Source organism: Nocardiopsis flavescens (assembly GCF_900141985.1).
Classification (GTDB): domain Bacteria; phylum Actinomycetota; class Actinomycetes; order Streptosporangiales; family Streptosporangiaceae; genus Nocardiopsis; species Nocardiopsis flavescens.
Map to the genome: position 1 here is coordinate 257,847 of NZ_FQZK01000003.1, position 13,455 is coordinate 271,301.

Annotated in this window: 13 protein-coding genes; 5 read left to right on the forward strand and 8 right to left on the reverse strand. The window is 72.6% G+C overall.

Going from position 1 to position 13,455, the window contains the following annotated elements; translation table 11 throughout:
• Positions 1-5 precede the first annotated feature (5 nt).
• From cysD to glmU, 7 genes are all read right to left on the reverse strand, one after another.
• Positions 6-938, reverse strand: coding sequence for a sulfate adenylyltransferase subunit CysD (cysD, locus tag BUE45_RS07835; RefSeq protein WP_073376945.1), 933 nt, complete (start codon positions 936-938; stop codon positions 6-8).
• Positions 939-998: 60 nt separating this feature from the next.
• Positions 999-1,790, reverse strand: a complete 792-nt coding sequence (locus tag BUE45_RS07840) for a 3'(2'),5'-bisphosphate nucleotidase CysQ (RefSeq protein ID WP_073376947.1) — start codon at positions 1,788-1,790, stop codon at positions 999-1,001.
• Positions 1,791-1,793: 3 nt separating this feature from the next.
• A complete protein-coding gene (locus BUE45_RS07845) occupies positions 1,794-3,296 on the reverse strand; it encodes a sugar transferase (protein ID WP_073376949.1) in 1,503 nt (500 codons plus the stop codon).
• Positions 3,297-3,771: 475 nt separating this feature from the next.
• A complete protein-coding gene (gene pth / locus BUE45_RS07855) occupies positions 3,772-4,347 on the reverse strand; it encodes an aminoacyl-tRNA hydrolase (protein ID WP_073376951.1) in 576 nt (191 codons plus the stop codon).
• 106 nt (positions 4,348-4,453) lie between these two features.
• Positions 4,454-5,059, reverse strand: coding sequence for a 50S ribosomal protein L25/general stress protein Ctc (locus BUE45_RS07860; RefSeq protein WP_073376954.1), 606 nt, complete (start codon positions 5,057-5,059; stop codon positions 4,454-4,456).
• 464 nt (positions 5,060-5,523) lie between these two features.
• The gene (locus BUE45_RS07865) at positions 5,524-6,492 is read right to left on the reverse strand and encodes a ribose-phosphate diphosphokinase (protein ID WP_073376957.1); all 969 of its coding nucleotides are present in this window, start codon (positions 6,490-6,492) and stop codon (positions 5,524-5,526) included.
• 20 nt (positions 6,493-6,512) lie between these two features.
• Positions 6,513-8,006 (reverse strand): bifunctional UDP-N-acetylglucosamine diphosphorylase/glucosamine-1-phosphate N-acetyltransferase GlmU, encoded by a 1,494-nt coding sequence (gene glmU / locus BUE45_RS07870; RefSeq protein ID WP_073376959.1) that lies wholly within the window; start codon positions 8,004-8,006, stop codon positions 6,513-6,515.
• 534 nt (positions 8,007-8,540) lie between these two features.
• On the opposite strand from glmU, the gene BUE45_RS07875 reads away from it, so the two are divergent.
• From BUE45_RS07875 to BUE45_RS07890, 4 genes are all read left to right on the forward strand, one after another.
• Entirely contained in the window at positions 8,541-9,524 is a 984-nt protein-coding gene (locus BUE45_RS07875) for an acyl-CoA desaturase (RefSeq protein ID WP_073376961.1), read from the forward strand.
• A 14-nt stretch (positions 9,525-9,538) separates the two neighbouring features.
• A complete protein-coding gene (locus BUE45_RS07880; RefSeq protein ID WP_245832883.1) occupies positions 9,539-10,189 on the forward strand; it encodes a TetR/AcrR family transcriptional regulator in 651 nt (216 codons plus the stop codon).
• Positions 10,190-10,290: 101 nt separating this feature from the next.
• The gene (locus BUE45_RS07885; RefSeq protein WP_073376965.1) at positions 10,291-10,794 is read left to right on the forward strand and encodes a MarR family winged helix-turn-helix transcriptional regulator; all 504 of its coding nucleotides are present in this window, start codon (positions 10,291-10,293) and stop codon (positions 10,792-10,794) included.
• Positions 10,795-10,877: 83 nt separating this feature from the next.
• Entirely contained in the window at positions 10,878-11,876 is a 999-nt protein-coding gene (locus tag BUE45_RS07890) for an SGNH/GDSL hydrolase family protein (protein WP_245832885.1), read from the forward strand.
• 103 nt (positions 11,877-11,979) lie between these two features.
• Here BUE45_RS07890 and BUE45_RS07895 read toward each other — a convergent pair whose 3' ends face one another.
• The gene (locus BUE45_RS07895) at positions 11,980-12,210 is read right to left on the reverse strand and encodes a hypothetical protein (protein ID WP_073376967.1); all 231 of its coding nucleotides are present in this window, start codon (positions 12,208-12,210) and stop codon (positions 11,980-11,982) included.
• Positions 12,211-12,462: 252 nt separating this feature from the next.
• Between BUE45_RS07895 and BUE45_RS07900 the strand changes: the two genes are divergently transcribed.
• Positions 12,463-13,179, forward strand: a complete 717-nt coding sequence (locus BUE45_RS07900; RefSeq protein WP_218619509.1) for a helix-turn-helix domain-containing protein — start codon at positions 12,463-12,465, stop codon at positions 13,177-13,179.
• Positions 13,180-13,455 lie beyond the last annotated feature (276 nt).

The window sequence follows — 13,455 nt, forward strand, 5'->3', positions numbered from 1 at the left end:
CGGGGCTAGAAGTAGCCCTCGCGCTTGCGGTCCTCCATGGCGGCCTCGCTGGCGCGGTCGTCGGCCCTGGTCTGCCCGCGCTCGGTGATCCGGGTGGCGGCGATCTCCGCGATGATGTCGTCCAGCTCCACGGCGGTCGACTTCACCGCTCCGGTGCAGGTGAGGTCCCCCACGGTGCGGTAGCGCACGGTCTCGGTGAACGGGGCCTCGGTGGCGTCGCGAGCGATGAGCGGTGAGTCCGCGAGGAGGATGCCATCGCGTTCGAAGACACTGCGCTCGTGCGCGAAGTAGATGGAGGGCAGCTCCAGCCGCTCCCTCTTGATGTAGGCCCACACGTCCAGCTCGGTCCAGTTGGAGATGGGGAAGACCCGGATGTGCTCGCCCCGGTCGATGCGGGTGTTGAACACGCTCCACAGCTCGGGACGCTGGTTCTTGGGGTCCCACTGGCCGAACTCGTCGCGGAAGGAGAACACCCGCTCCTTGGCGCGGGCCTTCTCCTCGTCGCGGCGGGCGCCGCCGAAGGCCGCGTCGAACCCGTGCTCCTCGATGGCCTCCAGCAGGGCGGCGGTCTGGAGCCGGTTGCGGCTGGCCCAGCGGCCGGTGGGCTCGGAGACCTTGCCCGCGTCGATCTGCTCCTGGACGGAGGCGACGACCAGGCGCACCCCGGCCTGCTCGACCCTGCGGTCGCGGAACCCGATGACCTCGGGGAAGTTGTGGCCGGTGTCCACGTGCATGACCGGGAAGGGGACGGCGCCGGGCCAGAAGGCCTTCTCGGCGAGCCGGAGCATGACGATGGAGTCCTTGCCGCCGGAGAAGAGCAGCACCGGCCGCTCGAACTCCGCGGCCACCTCGCGCATGATGAAGATCGCCTCGGCCTCGAGGACGTCCAGCTGGGAGAGCTGATACCGTCCGGGCGCCTGCTGACTCGCCTGACCCATGAATCCGCCTTAGAGATACCGCCGGGGGCACCGGTCCGGCCGACGGCGGAGGGTCTCTCGTCAGCCCCCCGCGTGCGGACCCGCGCTGTCCAGGTCCGCGCCGTCGCGGATGCTTGCCAACAACATACCCGACAATTCCGATCGGCATACAAGGACATCGGGGAGTAGCGGGTCGGCTACGTTGTAGCGCAGCGCCGAGCCGTCGATCCGGGAGGCGTGCAGCCCGGCGGCCTGGGCGACGGCCACCGGGGCGGCCGTGTCCCACTCGTACTGTCCGCCGGCGTGGACGTAGATGTCGGACATGCCCAGCAGCACCGAGCAGATCTTGGCGCCGGCCGAGCCCATCGGGACCAGTTCGGCGCCCAGCTGGGTGGCCATCCGCTGCGCGAACGCGGGCGGGCGCGACCGGCTCACCGTGATGCGCAGCCGCTGGCCCGAGGGCCGCTCCTGGGGCAGCCACGGCGGGTCGACCGTGGACAGGGTGCTGCCCTGGGCGGGCAGCGCCACGGCCCCGGCGACCAGCGCTCCGTTCTCCCACAGGGCCACGTGCACGGCCCAGTCGACCCGCCCGGACTCGGCGAACTCGCGGGTGCCGTCGAGGGGGTCGATGATCCACACCCGGCGGGCGCGCAGCCGGGCCGGGTCGTCCACGCCCTCCTCGGAGAGCACCGCGTCGCTGGGGCGCAGCCGCCCCAGGGCGGAGAAGAGGAACTCGTGCGAGGTGCGGTCGCCCAGGGTGCGCAGGACGTCCGGCTCGGCGAAGCCGTGCCGGGCGCGCAGGCGCAGCAGCAGCTGGCCCGCCTCGGTCGCCAGGTCGCGGGCCACCTCGTGATCGTCTCGGATGTTATTCACCGTTCAGTACGCCCCCGCCCCACGGATCACCGCTGACCACGTCTTCCACAGGATCTGGATGTCCAGAGTCAACGACCAGTTTTCCACGTAGCGCAGATCCAGGCGGACCGATTCCTCCCAGGAGAGGTCGGAGCGCCCGCTGACCTGCCACAGCCCTGTCAGCCCCGGTTTGACCACCAGTCTCCGGCGGACGTCGTGCCCGTAGCGGGCGACCTCCTCCGGAAGCGGCGGCCGGGGACCGACCAGGGACATCTCGCCCCGGACCACGTTGACGAGCTGGGGAAGCTCGTCCAGCGAGTACCGGCGCAGCCAAGCCCCGACCTGGGTCACCCGGGGGTCACGTCGCATCTTGAACAGCACACCGTCGTGCTCGTTGCGGGCCCGCAGCGCCGCCTTCAGCGCGTCGGCCCCGACCACCATGGTACGGAACTTGTACACGGGGAACTCGGAGCCACCCCGGCCTACGCGGGTCTGGGTGAAGAAGACGGGCCCGCGGTCCTCCCGGCGGATGAGTACGGCCAGGGCCAGGAACAGGGGGGACAGCAGCAGCAGGGCCAGCGCGGCGGCGCCGCGGTCGAAGGCGCTCTTGAGCACCCGGCGGACCCCGGCGAGCTCGGGATGCTCGACGTGCAGCAGGGGCAGCCCGGCGACGGGCCTGATCGTGGTGCGGGGCCCGGCTACCTCCATGAGGGCGGAGGCGACGATGAGCTCGGTGTCGGACTTCTCCAGCCGCCAGGCGAGGCGGCGCAGTTCGGCGCCGTCCATCTCCGGGCAGGCCAGGACGGCGACGGTGCCGGCGCCGACCAGGGCGGCGGCGTCGGCGGCACCGGCGAAGGAGCCCAGGACCGGGCAGCCCTCGACGTCGGCGGCGCCCGACGCCGCCTCGTGCTCCGGCAGGCAGACGCCCACCACGCGCATGCCGTGGTAGATCTCGTCGCGGAACCTCCGAATGAGGTCGCCGGCGGCCACCCGGTGGCCGACCGCGACGACCCCGTTCATACACTCGCCGGCCCGGCGGCGGCGGTGCAGGGCCTTGCGGCGGGCGTAGCGCAGCGCCAGGGTGGCGACCAGCACCAGCGGGAGCGCGACCAGGACGTATCCGCGGGCCAGGTCGAACTTGACCGCGTAGGCGACGATGGCGGTGCCCGCGGCCAGGGTGAGCCCGGCGACGGCGACCCGCCGGTACTCCTCGGTGCCGACCCCGATGAAGCGGCGGGCGTAGCCCCCGGACAGGTAGACGAACAGGCACCACAGCAGCGGCAGCGCCAGCGAGAACCACAGGTAGGGGACGGTGGTGGCGGCGGTCAGGGCGTCGTGGAACCGGGCGGTGGTACCGATCAGGCCCGCGCCCAGGGCGGCGACGAGGTCGAGCACCAGGAGTCCGGCCACGTACTCGCGCGTCCACGGCCGGGGCGGCGCGGGCAGGGACCGGACTTCCGGCATGGCCCCGGCGACCGGCGGCGCCATCCGTTCGCGGACATCCTTCACCCCACTGCTCACGACCATGTATCCCCCAAGACCGACGGTCCGAAAGTCATCACTTCACGTCATCGCGCTCGACGGAGGGTCAGAGCGGAGAGTCAGGAAGCCGCCCTGACAGTAACCAAAAGTAGGGGAAAAGTCGCTCTCCGTTGTTGGCTGTTGACAAAGAGGGGCCGGTCGGCCCGAGAATGTGTCCCTCCCGATACCAACCGGCCTCACACAGCGTGGTCAGCCACCGCGATAACGGTCCCACCGAAGGGCTGCCCGAAACCCTGCGGCCCCGCGCCGGTCAGGGCAGGAAGGACGCGCGACCGGCGCCGCCGGATCGTCGGCATCACCGCCGACCGCCGTCCGGCCATCGAGGACTGGCTCTTCCACGGCGGGGCGGTCTGGCGGCGCGTCCTGGAACCGCTCTCCCCCGCCGAGCGCTCCCTGGTGGTGCGCACCCTGCGGGCCTACGAGAGCGCGTTCGACGGGGGGTGAGGACCGCCCCGGGGGGTCAGACGGCGGTGTGGTAGATGTTCTGGGCCCGTTCCAGGCCGTCCCTGAGCACCGTGCGGACCGCGTCGGCGGCCCGGCCGACGTTGAGGCCGAGTTCGCCGCGCTCCGCGGAGGAGAAGTCGCGCAGCACGTACACCGCCGGGTCCATGCGGCCCGGCGGGCGGCCCACGCCGAACCGGACGCGCAGGTAGTCCGGGCCGCCCAGGGACGCGGTGAGGGACTTGAGCCCGTTGTGGCCGCCCGAGCCGCCGCCCTTCTTCAGCTTGAGCGCGCCGAAGTCGATGTCCATCTCGTCGTGCACGACGACGATCCGCTCCATCGGGACCTTGTAGAACTTCGCCAGGCCCGAGACCGGCCCGCCCGACAGGTTCATGTAGGTGCGCGGCTTGGCCAGCACCACCGCCACGCCGTCCAGGCGGGTCTCCACCGCCTCGGCGTGGGCGCGGTGCGCCTTCCAGCGCTCACCGTCCGCCAGGTCGTCCACCACCATGAAGCCGGCGTTGTGCCGGTTCCCGGCGTACTTGGGCCCGGGGTTGCCCAGCCCGACGACCAGCCAGCGCTCGGTCTCCGCCATGTCCTTGTTCCTCCGCCATCCCCACACGGGGTCGAGCCTACAGACGAAAGACCGAGCGCGCGGCTCCGGTGGGAGCCGCGCGCTCGGTCGGTGTTCGGTGCCGGGACTACTCGGCGGCGGCCTCGGCGGGCTGCTCGGCCTCGGCGGCCTCGCCCTCGGCGGGCGCCTCCTCCTCGACGCGCGGGGCGGAGACGTTGAGGACGATCGACTCGGGGTCGATGGCCAGGGTGGAACCGGCCGGCAGCTTCAGCTCGGCGGCGGTCACGACGGATCCGATCTCCAGGCCGTCGATGTCGAACTCGACGCCCTCGGGGATGCGGGTGGCCTCGGTCTCCACGGTCACGGTGACGAGCTCCTGGGTGAGCACGCCGGCGCCCTTGATCTCGCCGACCAGGGTCACCGGGATCTCGACCTCGACCTTCTCGCCCTTGGAGACGACCAGCAGGTCGACGTGCTCCAGGAAGCCCTTGATGGCATCGCGCTGGATGCTCTTGGGCAGGGCGAGGTTGTCCTTGTCCAGGCCCTCCAGGCGGAGGAGGACGTTGGGGGTCTTCAGGGCGAGCATGAGCTCGTGGCCCGGCAGGTTCAGGTGGCGGGGCTCGGTGCCGTGGCCGTAGAGGACGGCCGGCACCTTACCCGCGCGGCGGGCGCGACGGGAGGCGCCCTTGCCGAATTCCGTGCGGGGCTCGGCAGCGATACGTACCTCGGACACGACAAAACTCCTCGGGTTCAACCCCGTAGCACGGGGAACACGACTCCAGTAGTACGAACGATTTCCCGCCCTCGGCGGGGAAGCGGCGGGGTCTCCCCGGTGTGGGGACGCGACCGCCCTGGTTCCAGGCGTGCCCGGCGAGTCGCCACCGGACCCGTCCGGCCCGGGAACGCTCGTCGCGCACCCCTGCCCTCGCGTCCGCACGAAGCCGAACGAGGCTCCGCTCGGGCACGGGGACACTCGGCCAAGTCTACTGGTTCCGGGGACGACTCCGAACATGGCCCACGACCGCCCCACCGACGGCCGCGCACCCACCGGAAGCGGCGTTTCGGTGAGGGAACGGACGCACGGGCGGGCGATACGTCCGGATATTCCGCCGGCCCCGCCCGCACGGGCCTTCCGGCCCCCGGAACCGGGGCGGGCCGTCCCCCGCCCGGTCCGGGCGGGGGACGGCCCGCGGTGTCCTACTCGAACAGGCTGGTGACCGAGCCGTCCGTGAAGACCTCGCTGATCGCGCGCGCCACCAGCGGCGCGATCGACAGCTGGGTGAGCTTCTCGAAGGACCGGGACTCGGGCACCGGCAGCGAGTTGGTGATGACCACCTCGGAGATGCGCGAGTTCTGGAGGCGCTCGGCCGCCGGACCGGACAGCACGCCGTGCGTGGCGGCCACCAGGACCTGCTTGGCGCCCTGCTCGAACAGCGCGTCGGCGGCCTTCACGATGGTGCCGCCGGTGTCGATCATGTCGTCCACCAGGACGCACACGCGGTCCTCGACGGTGCCGACGACCTCGTGGACGCGGACCTGGTTGGCCACGTCCGGGTCGCGCCGCTTGTGGATGATGGCCAGCGGGGCGCCCAGCCGGTCCGCCCAGCGGTCGGCGGTGCGCACGCGGCCCGCGTCGGGGGAGACCACGGTGATCTGGGAGCGGTCGACCCGGTTCGCGATGTGCTCGGCCAGTATCGGCAGCGCGAACAGGTGGTCCACCGGGCCGTCGAAGAAGCCCTGGATCTGGTCCGTGTGCAGGTCGACGGCCATCATGCGGTCGGCGCCGGCGGTACGGAACAGGTCGGTCATCAGCCGGGCCGAGATGGGCTCGCGGCCGCGGTGCTTCTTGTCCTGGCGTGCGTACCCGAAGAACGGGGTGACGATCGTGATGCGCTTGGCGGAGGCGCGCTTGAGCGCGTCCACCATGATCAGCTGCTCCATGATCGACTCGTTGATCGGGTCGGAGTGCGCCTGGATCACGAAGGCGTCGGAGCCGCGGACCGACTCCAGGTACCGGACGAAGATCTCACCGTTGGCGAACGTGTCGAACCTGGTGGGGACCACCTCGATCCCGAGCTCCTTGGCGACCTCCTCGGCCAGGCTCGGGTGCGTGCGCCCCGAGAACAACATCAGGTTCTTCTGGCCGGTGGCCTTCATCCCGGTCACGTGTTTCTCCCCCACAGTCACTACTGGTCGCCGGCTCTGTGCCGCTCTGCGTCCTCGACGCCCTGCGCCTCCCGGGCCGGCCGCGCCCGGTGCGCCGCCTCGGCCGAGGCGGTGCCGGGGCGCTTGCGCGCGGTCCACCCCTCCACGTTGCGCTGGCGGTGTCCCTCGGACACGGCCAGCGCACCGGGCGGGACGTCGTCCCGGACCACGGTCCCGGCCCCGGAGTAGGCGCCGTCGCCCACGGTCACCGGCGCGACGATGGTGTTGTCGCTGCCGATGCGCACGTGGTCGCCGATGGTGCTCCGGGACTTGTCGACCCCGTCGTAGTTGACGAACACCGACGAGCAGCCGATGTTGCTGCCGACGCCGATGTCGGCGTCGCCGACGTAGGTCAGGTGCGGGACCTTGGAACCGCTGCCGATGTTCGCGTTCTTGACCTCGACGAACGCGCCGGCCTTGGTCCGGTCGGCCAGGCGGGTGCCCGGCCGGAGGTAGGTGTAGGGGCCGACGTCGGCCCCGGGGCCGATCTCGGCGCGGTCCGCGGTGGTGCGGCGGACCTTGGCACCGTCGGCCACGACGGTGTCGGTCAGGTCGCTGTCGGGGCCCACCACGGCGTCCTCCCCGACGGAGGTGGTGCCGCGCAGGCGCGTCCCGGGCTCGACCAGGGTGTCGCGGCCGATGCGCACGCCGACGTCGACCCACGTCGTGGCGGGGTCCACGACGGTGACCCCGGCGAGCATGTGCCCGTGCAGGAGGCGGTCGTTGAGCAGGCGGCGGGCCTGGGCGAGGTGGACGCGGTTGTTGACGCCCTGGACCTCGTCGGCGTCCTCGGCGGCCCACGCGCCGACGCGGTGGCCGTCGCCGCGCAGCAGCGCGAGCGCGTCGGTGAGGTATTCCTCGCCCTTGGCGTTGTCGCTGCCGATGCGGTGGACGACCTGCGCCAGCAGGGCGCCGTCGAAGGCGTACATGCCGGAGTTGATCTCGTCGACGGCGAGCTCCTCCGGGGTGCCGTCGGCCTGCTCGACGATGGCGGTGACGCCGCCGTCGGCGTCGCGGACGATGCGCCCGTAGCCGTGGGGGTCGGGCACGCGGGCCGACAGGACGGTGACCGCGTTGCCCTCCTTCTCGTGGAAGGAGACCAGCTCGGAGAGCGTGGCGCCGCGCAGCAGGGGGGTGTCGCCGCAGGTGAGGACGACGGTTCCGGTGGGCTCGATGCCCTGGCGGGCCAGGTCCTCCAGGGCCATCCGAACGGCGTGCCCGGTGCCCTTCTGCTCCTCCTGGACGGCGGTGACGGCCTCGGGGGCGATCAGCGCCAGGTGCTCGGCGATGCGCTCGCGGGCGTGTCCGAGGACGACGACCGTGTGCAGCGGATCGAGCTCGCGGGACGCGGCCAGCACGTGGCCGACCAGGCTGCGGCCGCCGATCTCGTGGAGCACCTTGGGGAGTTGGGACTTCATCCGGGTGCCCTCGCCGGCGGCGAGGACGATGACGGCAGCCGGGCGGTTCACGCTCACTGGAGGAGACCCCTCGTGATAGCTGGCTAGGAAGAACACGGTCTCGCGGTCGGCGTTCCGGCGGGGCGTCCCGCATGCCGCGCACGGCGGACACCCGTCGTGCCGCCGACATGGGAAGGATACATCCGCGTCACGGGCCCACGGCGGCGGCGACGGCCGGGGAGAGGGGGCCGGTCCCGCAGGTCGGCCGCTCACGGGCTCTGTTGCGGGAGGGGCGGGAGGGAGATGTGATGTGCGCCGCGCCGCGGGGGGCGGGACTCGGGGAGACTGCTCCCGGACCAGGGCTCGAACCTGGACGATGGGGACCAAAACCCCACATGCTGCCGATTACATCATCCGGGAACACGCCGGGCGCGGCTCCGCGCGCCGACATGACGGTCACCAAGATAGCGCCTCCGGTGAGACCCTTGCCAAACCTACGGGGTCGTAGGTTACGGTTACGTAGGTAAAGGTGAGGCCGTCGTGGCGCATACCCGTGTCTCTCGGCGCGCCCTGACCTCCCAGACGACGTTTCCGATGACGAGGCAGGGACCCATGACCGCCGTACCCGAGACGCCCGCGGGCGCCCCGGCAGCCGACGAGGCCGCCGCCGGAGCCAAGCGCACGCCCATCCCCGAGTACGAGCCCGAGCTGCGCGGCCGCGCCGAGCGCTTCACGGTGTTCGCGTTCGTGTTCATCCCGCTCATCGCGCTGCTCGCGTCCGTCCCGTTCTTCTGGGGCTGGGGCCTGAGCCTGGTCGACATCGCGATCGCCTCGGTCTTCTACCTGATCAGCGGCCTGGGCATCACGGTCGGATTCCACCGCCACTTCACCCACGGCTCGTTCCGCGCCAACCGCGCGCTCAAGATCGCGCTGGCGATCGCCGGGTCGATGGCCATCGAGGGCAGCGTCGTCAAGTGGGTGGCCGACCACCGCCGCCACCACAAGTACTCCGACGCCGAGGGCGACCCGCACTCGCCGTGGCGGTTCGGCGACGACTGGAAGTCCGTCGCCAAGGGCCTGTACTACGCGCACATGGCGTGGATGTACCTGGACGACAAGAAGACCTCTCCCCGCCGGTTCGCCCCGGACCTGCTCAAGGACAAGGACATCGTCCTCATCGACAAGCTGTTCGTGCCGATCGTCCTGTTCTCGCTGGGCGCCCCGGCGCTCATCGGCGGCCTGGTGACCATGTCCTGGTGGGGCGCGCTCACCGCCTTCTTCTGGGCGAGCCTGGTCCGCGTGGCCCTGCTACACCACGTCACCTGGTCGATCAACTCCATCTGCCACACCATCGGCGAGGAGAACTTCGAGGTGCGCGACCGCTCCCGCAACGTGTGGTGGCTGGCCATCCCGTCGTTCGGCGAGTCCTGGCACAACCTGCACCACGCCGACCCGACCTGCGCGCGGCACGGCGTGATGAAGGGCCAGATCGACATCTCCGCCCGCGTCATCTGGATCTTCGAGAAGTTCGGCTGGGCCACCAAGGTGCGCTGGCCGGACAACGAGCGACTCGCCGCCAAGCGGGTCAGCGTCTAGGATTCTCGACCATCATGGGAGCAGCCGACAGCGAGCAGAGGGTCCGCGTACGCCGCAAGCGGATGACAGGTGAAGAGCGTCGGCGGCAGCTGCTGGAGATCGGCCGGGAGCTGTTCGCCGAACGCGGGTTCGACGCGACCTCCGTGGAGGAGATCGCGGCACGCGCGGGCGTGTCCAAACCCGTGGTGTACGAGCACTTCGGCGGCAAGGAGGGCATCTACGCGGTCGTCGTCGACCAGGAGATGCGCACCCTGGTGGGCATGGTCTCGGAGGCCCTCACCGCCGACAGCGCCCGCAACAAGATCGAGAAGGCGGCCCTGGCCCTGCTGCGCTACGTCGAGGAGAACACGGTCGGGTTCCGGGTGCTCACCCGCGACTCGCACGTGGCCTCCGGGACGGGGAGCTTCGCCGGCCTGATCAACGACATCGCCAGCCAGGTCGAGTACATCATGGTGGACGAGTTCGCCGAGCGGGGCTACGACCCCGGGCTCGCCCCCATGTACGCCCAGGCCCTGGTGGGCATGTGGGCGCTCACCGGGCAGTGGTGGCTGGAGGTGCGCAAGCCCAAGCGCGAGGTGGTCGCGGCGCACCTGGTCAACCTGGCCTGGAACGGATTGTCGAGCCTGGAGTCCAAGCCGAGACTGCGGACCAGGCGGGGCCGCTAGGCCCCGTCCCGGGGCGCCACCCGGGGAATGGACCGCCTGTGGGGCGGGTGTGCATCGCATACCCGCCCCACTATCTTGATGTCAAGAGATATGCTGGGTCCATGCGCGATGAGGTGGATGGGCTGATCGAGGCGTGGCGCGCCGAACGGCCGGACGTGGACGTGACGCCGCTGGAGGTGCTCAGCCGGGTGTCCCGGCTCGCCCGACACCTGGACCGGGCCCGCCGGACCGTGTTCACGGAGCACTCCCTGGAGCCCTGGGAGTTCGACGTGCTGGCCGAGCTGCGGCGCTCCGGGCCCCCGTACGAGCTGAGCCCGGGCCGCCTGCTGCGCGCCACCCTGGTGACCTCCGGGACCATGACCAACCGGGTGGACCGGCTGGCCGCCGCGGGGCTGGTGCGCCGCCGCCCCGACCCGGCCGACAAGCGCGGGGTGCTGGTGCGCCTGACCGGGCAGGGCGCCGAGCGCATCGATGCGGCGCTGGAGTCCCTGCTGCGCTACGAGGAGACGCTGCTCGCCCCGATGCCGGCGCCCGAGCGCGAGCAGCTGGCATCGTTACTGAGATGCCTCCTGGTCCCCCTCGACACCGAACCGTCCGGCCGGTAGGTGTGGTGACCCGGCGGCACCGGTGTTCCCACCGGGGCCGCCGCGGCGCGCACCCTTCGGCTTCACCTGGTGGGAGAACGACAGTGAGAATCCGGCGGAACGTCCGGTACGCCGCCCTCGCCGCGGCGGCGGCGACGGCCCTGGCGGCGACCGGCTGCGGAGCGGGAGAACAGGACGGGGGCCCGGCGAGCGCCGAGGAGCGTTACTACCTCTCCCTGGGCGACTCGCTGACGGTGGGCGTGCAGCCGAGCGAGAGCGGGCCCTCCGAGACGTCCGACGGGTACACGGACATCCTGTACCGCACCCTGTACGACGCCGACTCCACGCTGCGCCACGAGCGCAGCGGCTGCGGCGGCGAGGACACCACGACGTTCCTGGAGGGCGGGCTCCCCACCTGCGACGAGCAGTACGGCGGCCGCTCCCAGATCCAGGTGGCCGAGGAGTTCCTCGCCGACCACGAAGGCGAGGTGGAGCTGGTCACCCTGACCATCGGCGGCAACAACTTCACCCGCTGCGTGGAGGGGGTCACCGAGGGCGTGGACAGCGCGCGGCCCCGCGTGGACACCGCCTGCGTCGAGGACGGTCTGGAGCGGGTCGAGACCGAGGCGCCCGAGATCGCCTCGCGGCTGCGCGCGGCGGCCGGCCCGGACACCCGGATCGTCGCGATGACCTACTACAACCCCTTCCTGGCCGCGATGCTGCTGGAACCCGCGGAGGGGGACGCCGGGGACGGGCCCTCGGAGGCCGCCACGGTCGACCCGGGGGCGGGACCGGGGCTGGGCGAGGTGGACGGCGAGATCCCCTTCGACGCGAACTTCACCGGCTACGCCACCGAGGTCCTGGAGACCATGAACGACTCCCTGCGGTCGGCCTACGCGGAGCAGGACATCGCCGTCGCGGACGTGGAGGCGGCGTTCGACTCCACCGACTTCGACGTGCCGGAGGGGGGCTCCCTGCCGGCCAACCTCAAGGCGATCTGCGACTACACCTGGATGTGCAGCGTGGAGCTGGGCCCGGACATCCACACCAACAGGGCCGGCGCCGCGGTCATCGCCGAGGAGTTCGCCGCCCGGGTCGGCTGACCCCCGACCGCGGTCCCGGCCGCCGGCCTCGCCCTCCGGGCGTCCGCGGCCGTGCCCGGGGCCGCTGCGGCGGGCGGGTCCCGGTCAGGCGGGCGGGTCCCGGTCAGGCGGACGGGGCCCGGGAGAGGGGGCCGAAGCGGGCGGTGACGGCGCCCAGGAGGAAGTGCGCGGCCTGGTGCTCGGTCAGCGGGATGACCCCCACCGGCATGGTGACCCGGTAGGGGTGGTCGTCCTCGGGCCGGATCTCGAAGTCGTCGATCAGCCCCTGGGACAGCAGGAGGGTCAACCCCTCCCGCACCTTCCCCGCCCGGTTGTCCGAAGCCCACATGACCATGCCGCCACGGTAACCGGCGCACGGGGCGGACACACCGTGTCGGGCAGAATCCGCGGCGAACCATGCCCACCGTCCTTTTCCGGACATCGAGGACTCCCCCGGCGGCCGGTGGCCGCGCCGGTCCCGCCGTCCGGGGCCGCCACCTGGGCCTCGTCCCGGGGAGGGTCCCGGGGGCGCGTCCCGGTGAGACGCAGATCTCCCGGCGCCCGGCGCGGCCCGGCGCCGTCCGGACCGCGCGGGTACGCTCGGGGTGTGACCGAATACCGGGAGCGGCGCGTGCGCGCGGGCGTGCTCTGGCGGGTCGTGGCCGGCGGACACCCCGCCCGGACGCGCCCCGCGTCCCCGGCGGCCCGCCCGGCGCACCTGGTCCTCCCCGACGCCGCCCTGGACCTCATGTGGCACCGCGGCCGCCTCGTCGTGGCCGGACCCGACACGGTCGCCCAGGCCGGGGACCCCCGGCCGGGCGAGGCCACCTGGGGCCTGCGGCTGGCCCCCGGCGCCGCACACGCCCTGCTGGGCGTCCCCGCGCGCGAGCTGGCCGACCGCCGGGTGGACCTGGCCGACCTGGTGCCCGCGCCCCCGGTGCCGCGGGGCGACCCGCCCGCGGCGCTGGAGGACGCGTTCGCGGCCCTGTGGCGCGCCGCCGACCCCGACCCCGCCCCGCTGCGCCTGGCCGCCTCCCTGGACCGGGCGGCACGCGAGGCGCGCGCGGTTCCCGGGATCGCCCGGGAGCACGGCATGTCCGAGCGCTCGCTGCGACGCGCCTGCGACCGCCTGTTCGGCTACGGGCCCAAGACCCTCATGTCGATCCACCGCCTCCAGCGCGCCCTGCGCCTGGCCCGGTCCGGGACGCCGCTGGGCGGGGCCGCCGCCACCGCCGGATACGCCGACCAGGCGCACTTCAGCCGCGAGGTGTCCCGGCTGACCGGCCTGCCGCCCGGGGTGCTGCTGGACCGCGCGCCCGGGTGAGCCCGGGGCCGGTCCGAGAGCGCGGCAGGGCGGGACGGCCGGCCCGCCCCGCCCGTCCCGCGGCCGGTGACCGCCGGACGGCGGCTCCCCCCGGCGAGGGCGGTCCGCACACACCGCGCACCCGGTGAACGGCCACCCCGCAACCGGGTGACCACCGCAAGGCGACGGCGGCCCGCACGCGCCCCGCGCCCGGACGGCCCCACCACCGGGCGACGGCGCTCCGCGCCCGGACGGTACCTCCCCCCGGCGAGGGCGGTCCGCACGGACTCCGCGCCC

Bases quoted from the DNA above. Each gene is read 5' to 3' on its own strand.
- BUE45_RS07885 (WP_073376965.1), top strand. From the start codon at position 10,291: ATGCGCGATGAGGTGGATGGGCTGATCGAGGCGTGGCGCGCCGAACGG.
- BUE45_RS07845 (WP_073376949.1), bottom strand. From the start codon at position 3,296: ATGGTCGTGAGCAGTGGGGTGAAGGATGTCCGCGAACGGATGGCGCCG.
- BUE45_RS07875 (WP_073376961.1), top strand. From the start codon at position 8,541: ATGACCGCCGTACCCGAGACGCCCGCGGGCGCCCCGGCAGCCGACGAG.
- cysD (WP_073376945.1), bottom strand. From the start codon at position 938: ATGGGTCAGGCGAGTCAGCAGGCGCCCGGACGGTATCAGCTCTCCCAG.
- BUE45_RS07895 (WP_073376967.1), bottom strand. From the start codon at position 12,210: ATGGTCATGTGGGCTTCGGACAACCGGGCGGGGAAGGTGCGGGAGGGG.
- pth (WP_073376951.1), bottom strand. From the start codon at position 4,347: ATGGCGGAGACCGAGCGCTGGCTGGTCGTCGGGCTGGGCAACCCCGGG.
- BUE45_RS07880 (WP_245832883.1), top strand. From the start codon at position 9,539: ATGGGAGCAGCCGACAGCGAGCAGAGGGTCCGCGTACGCCGCAAGCGG.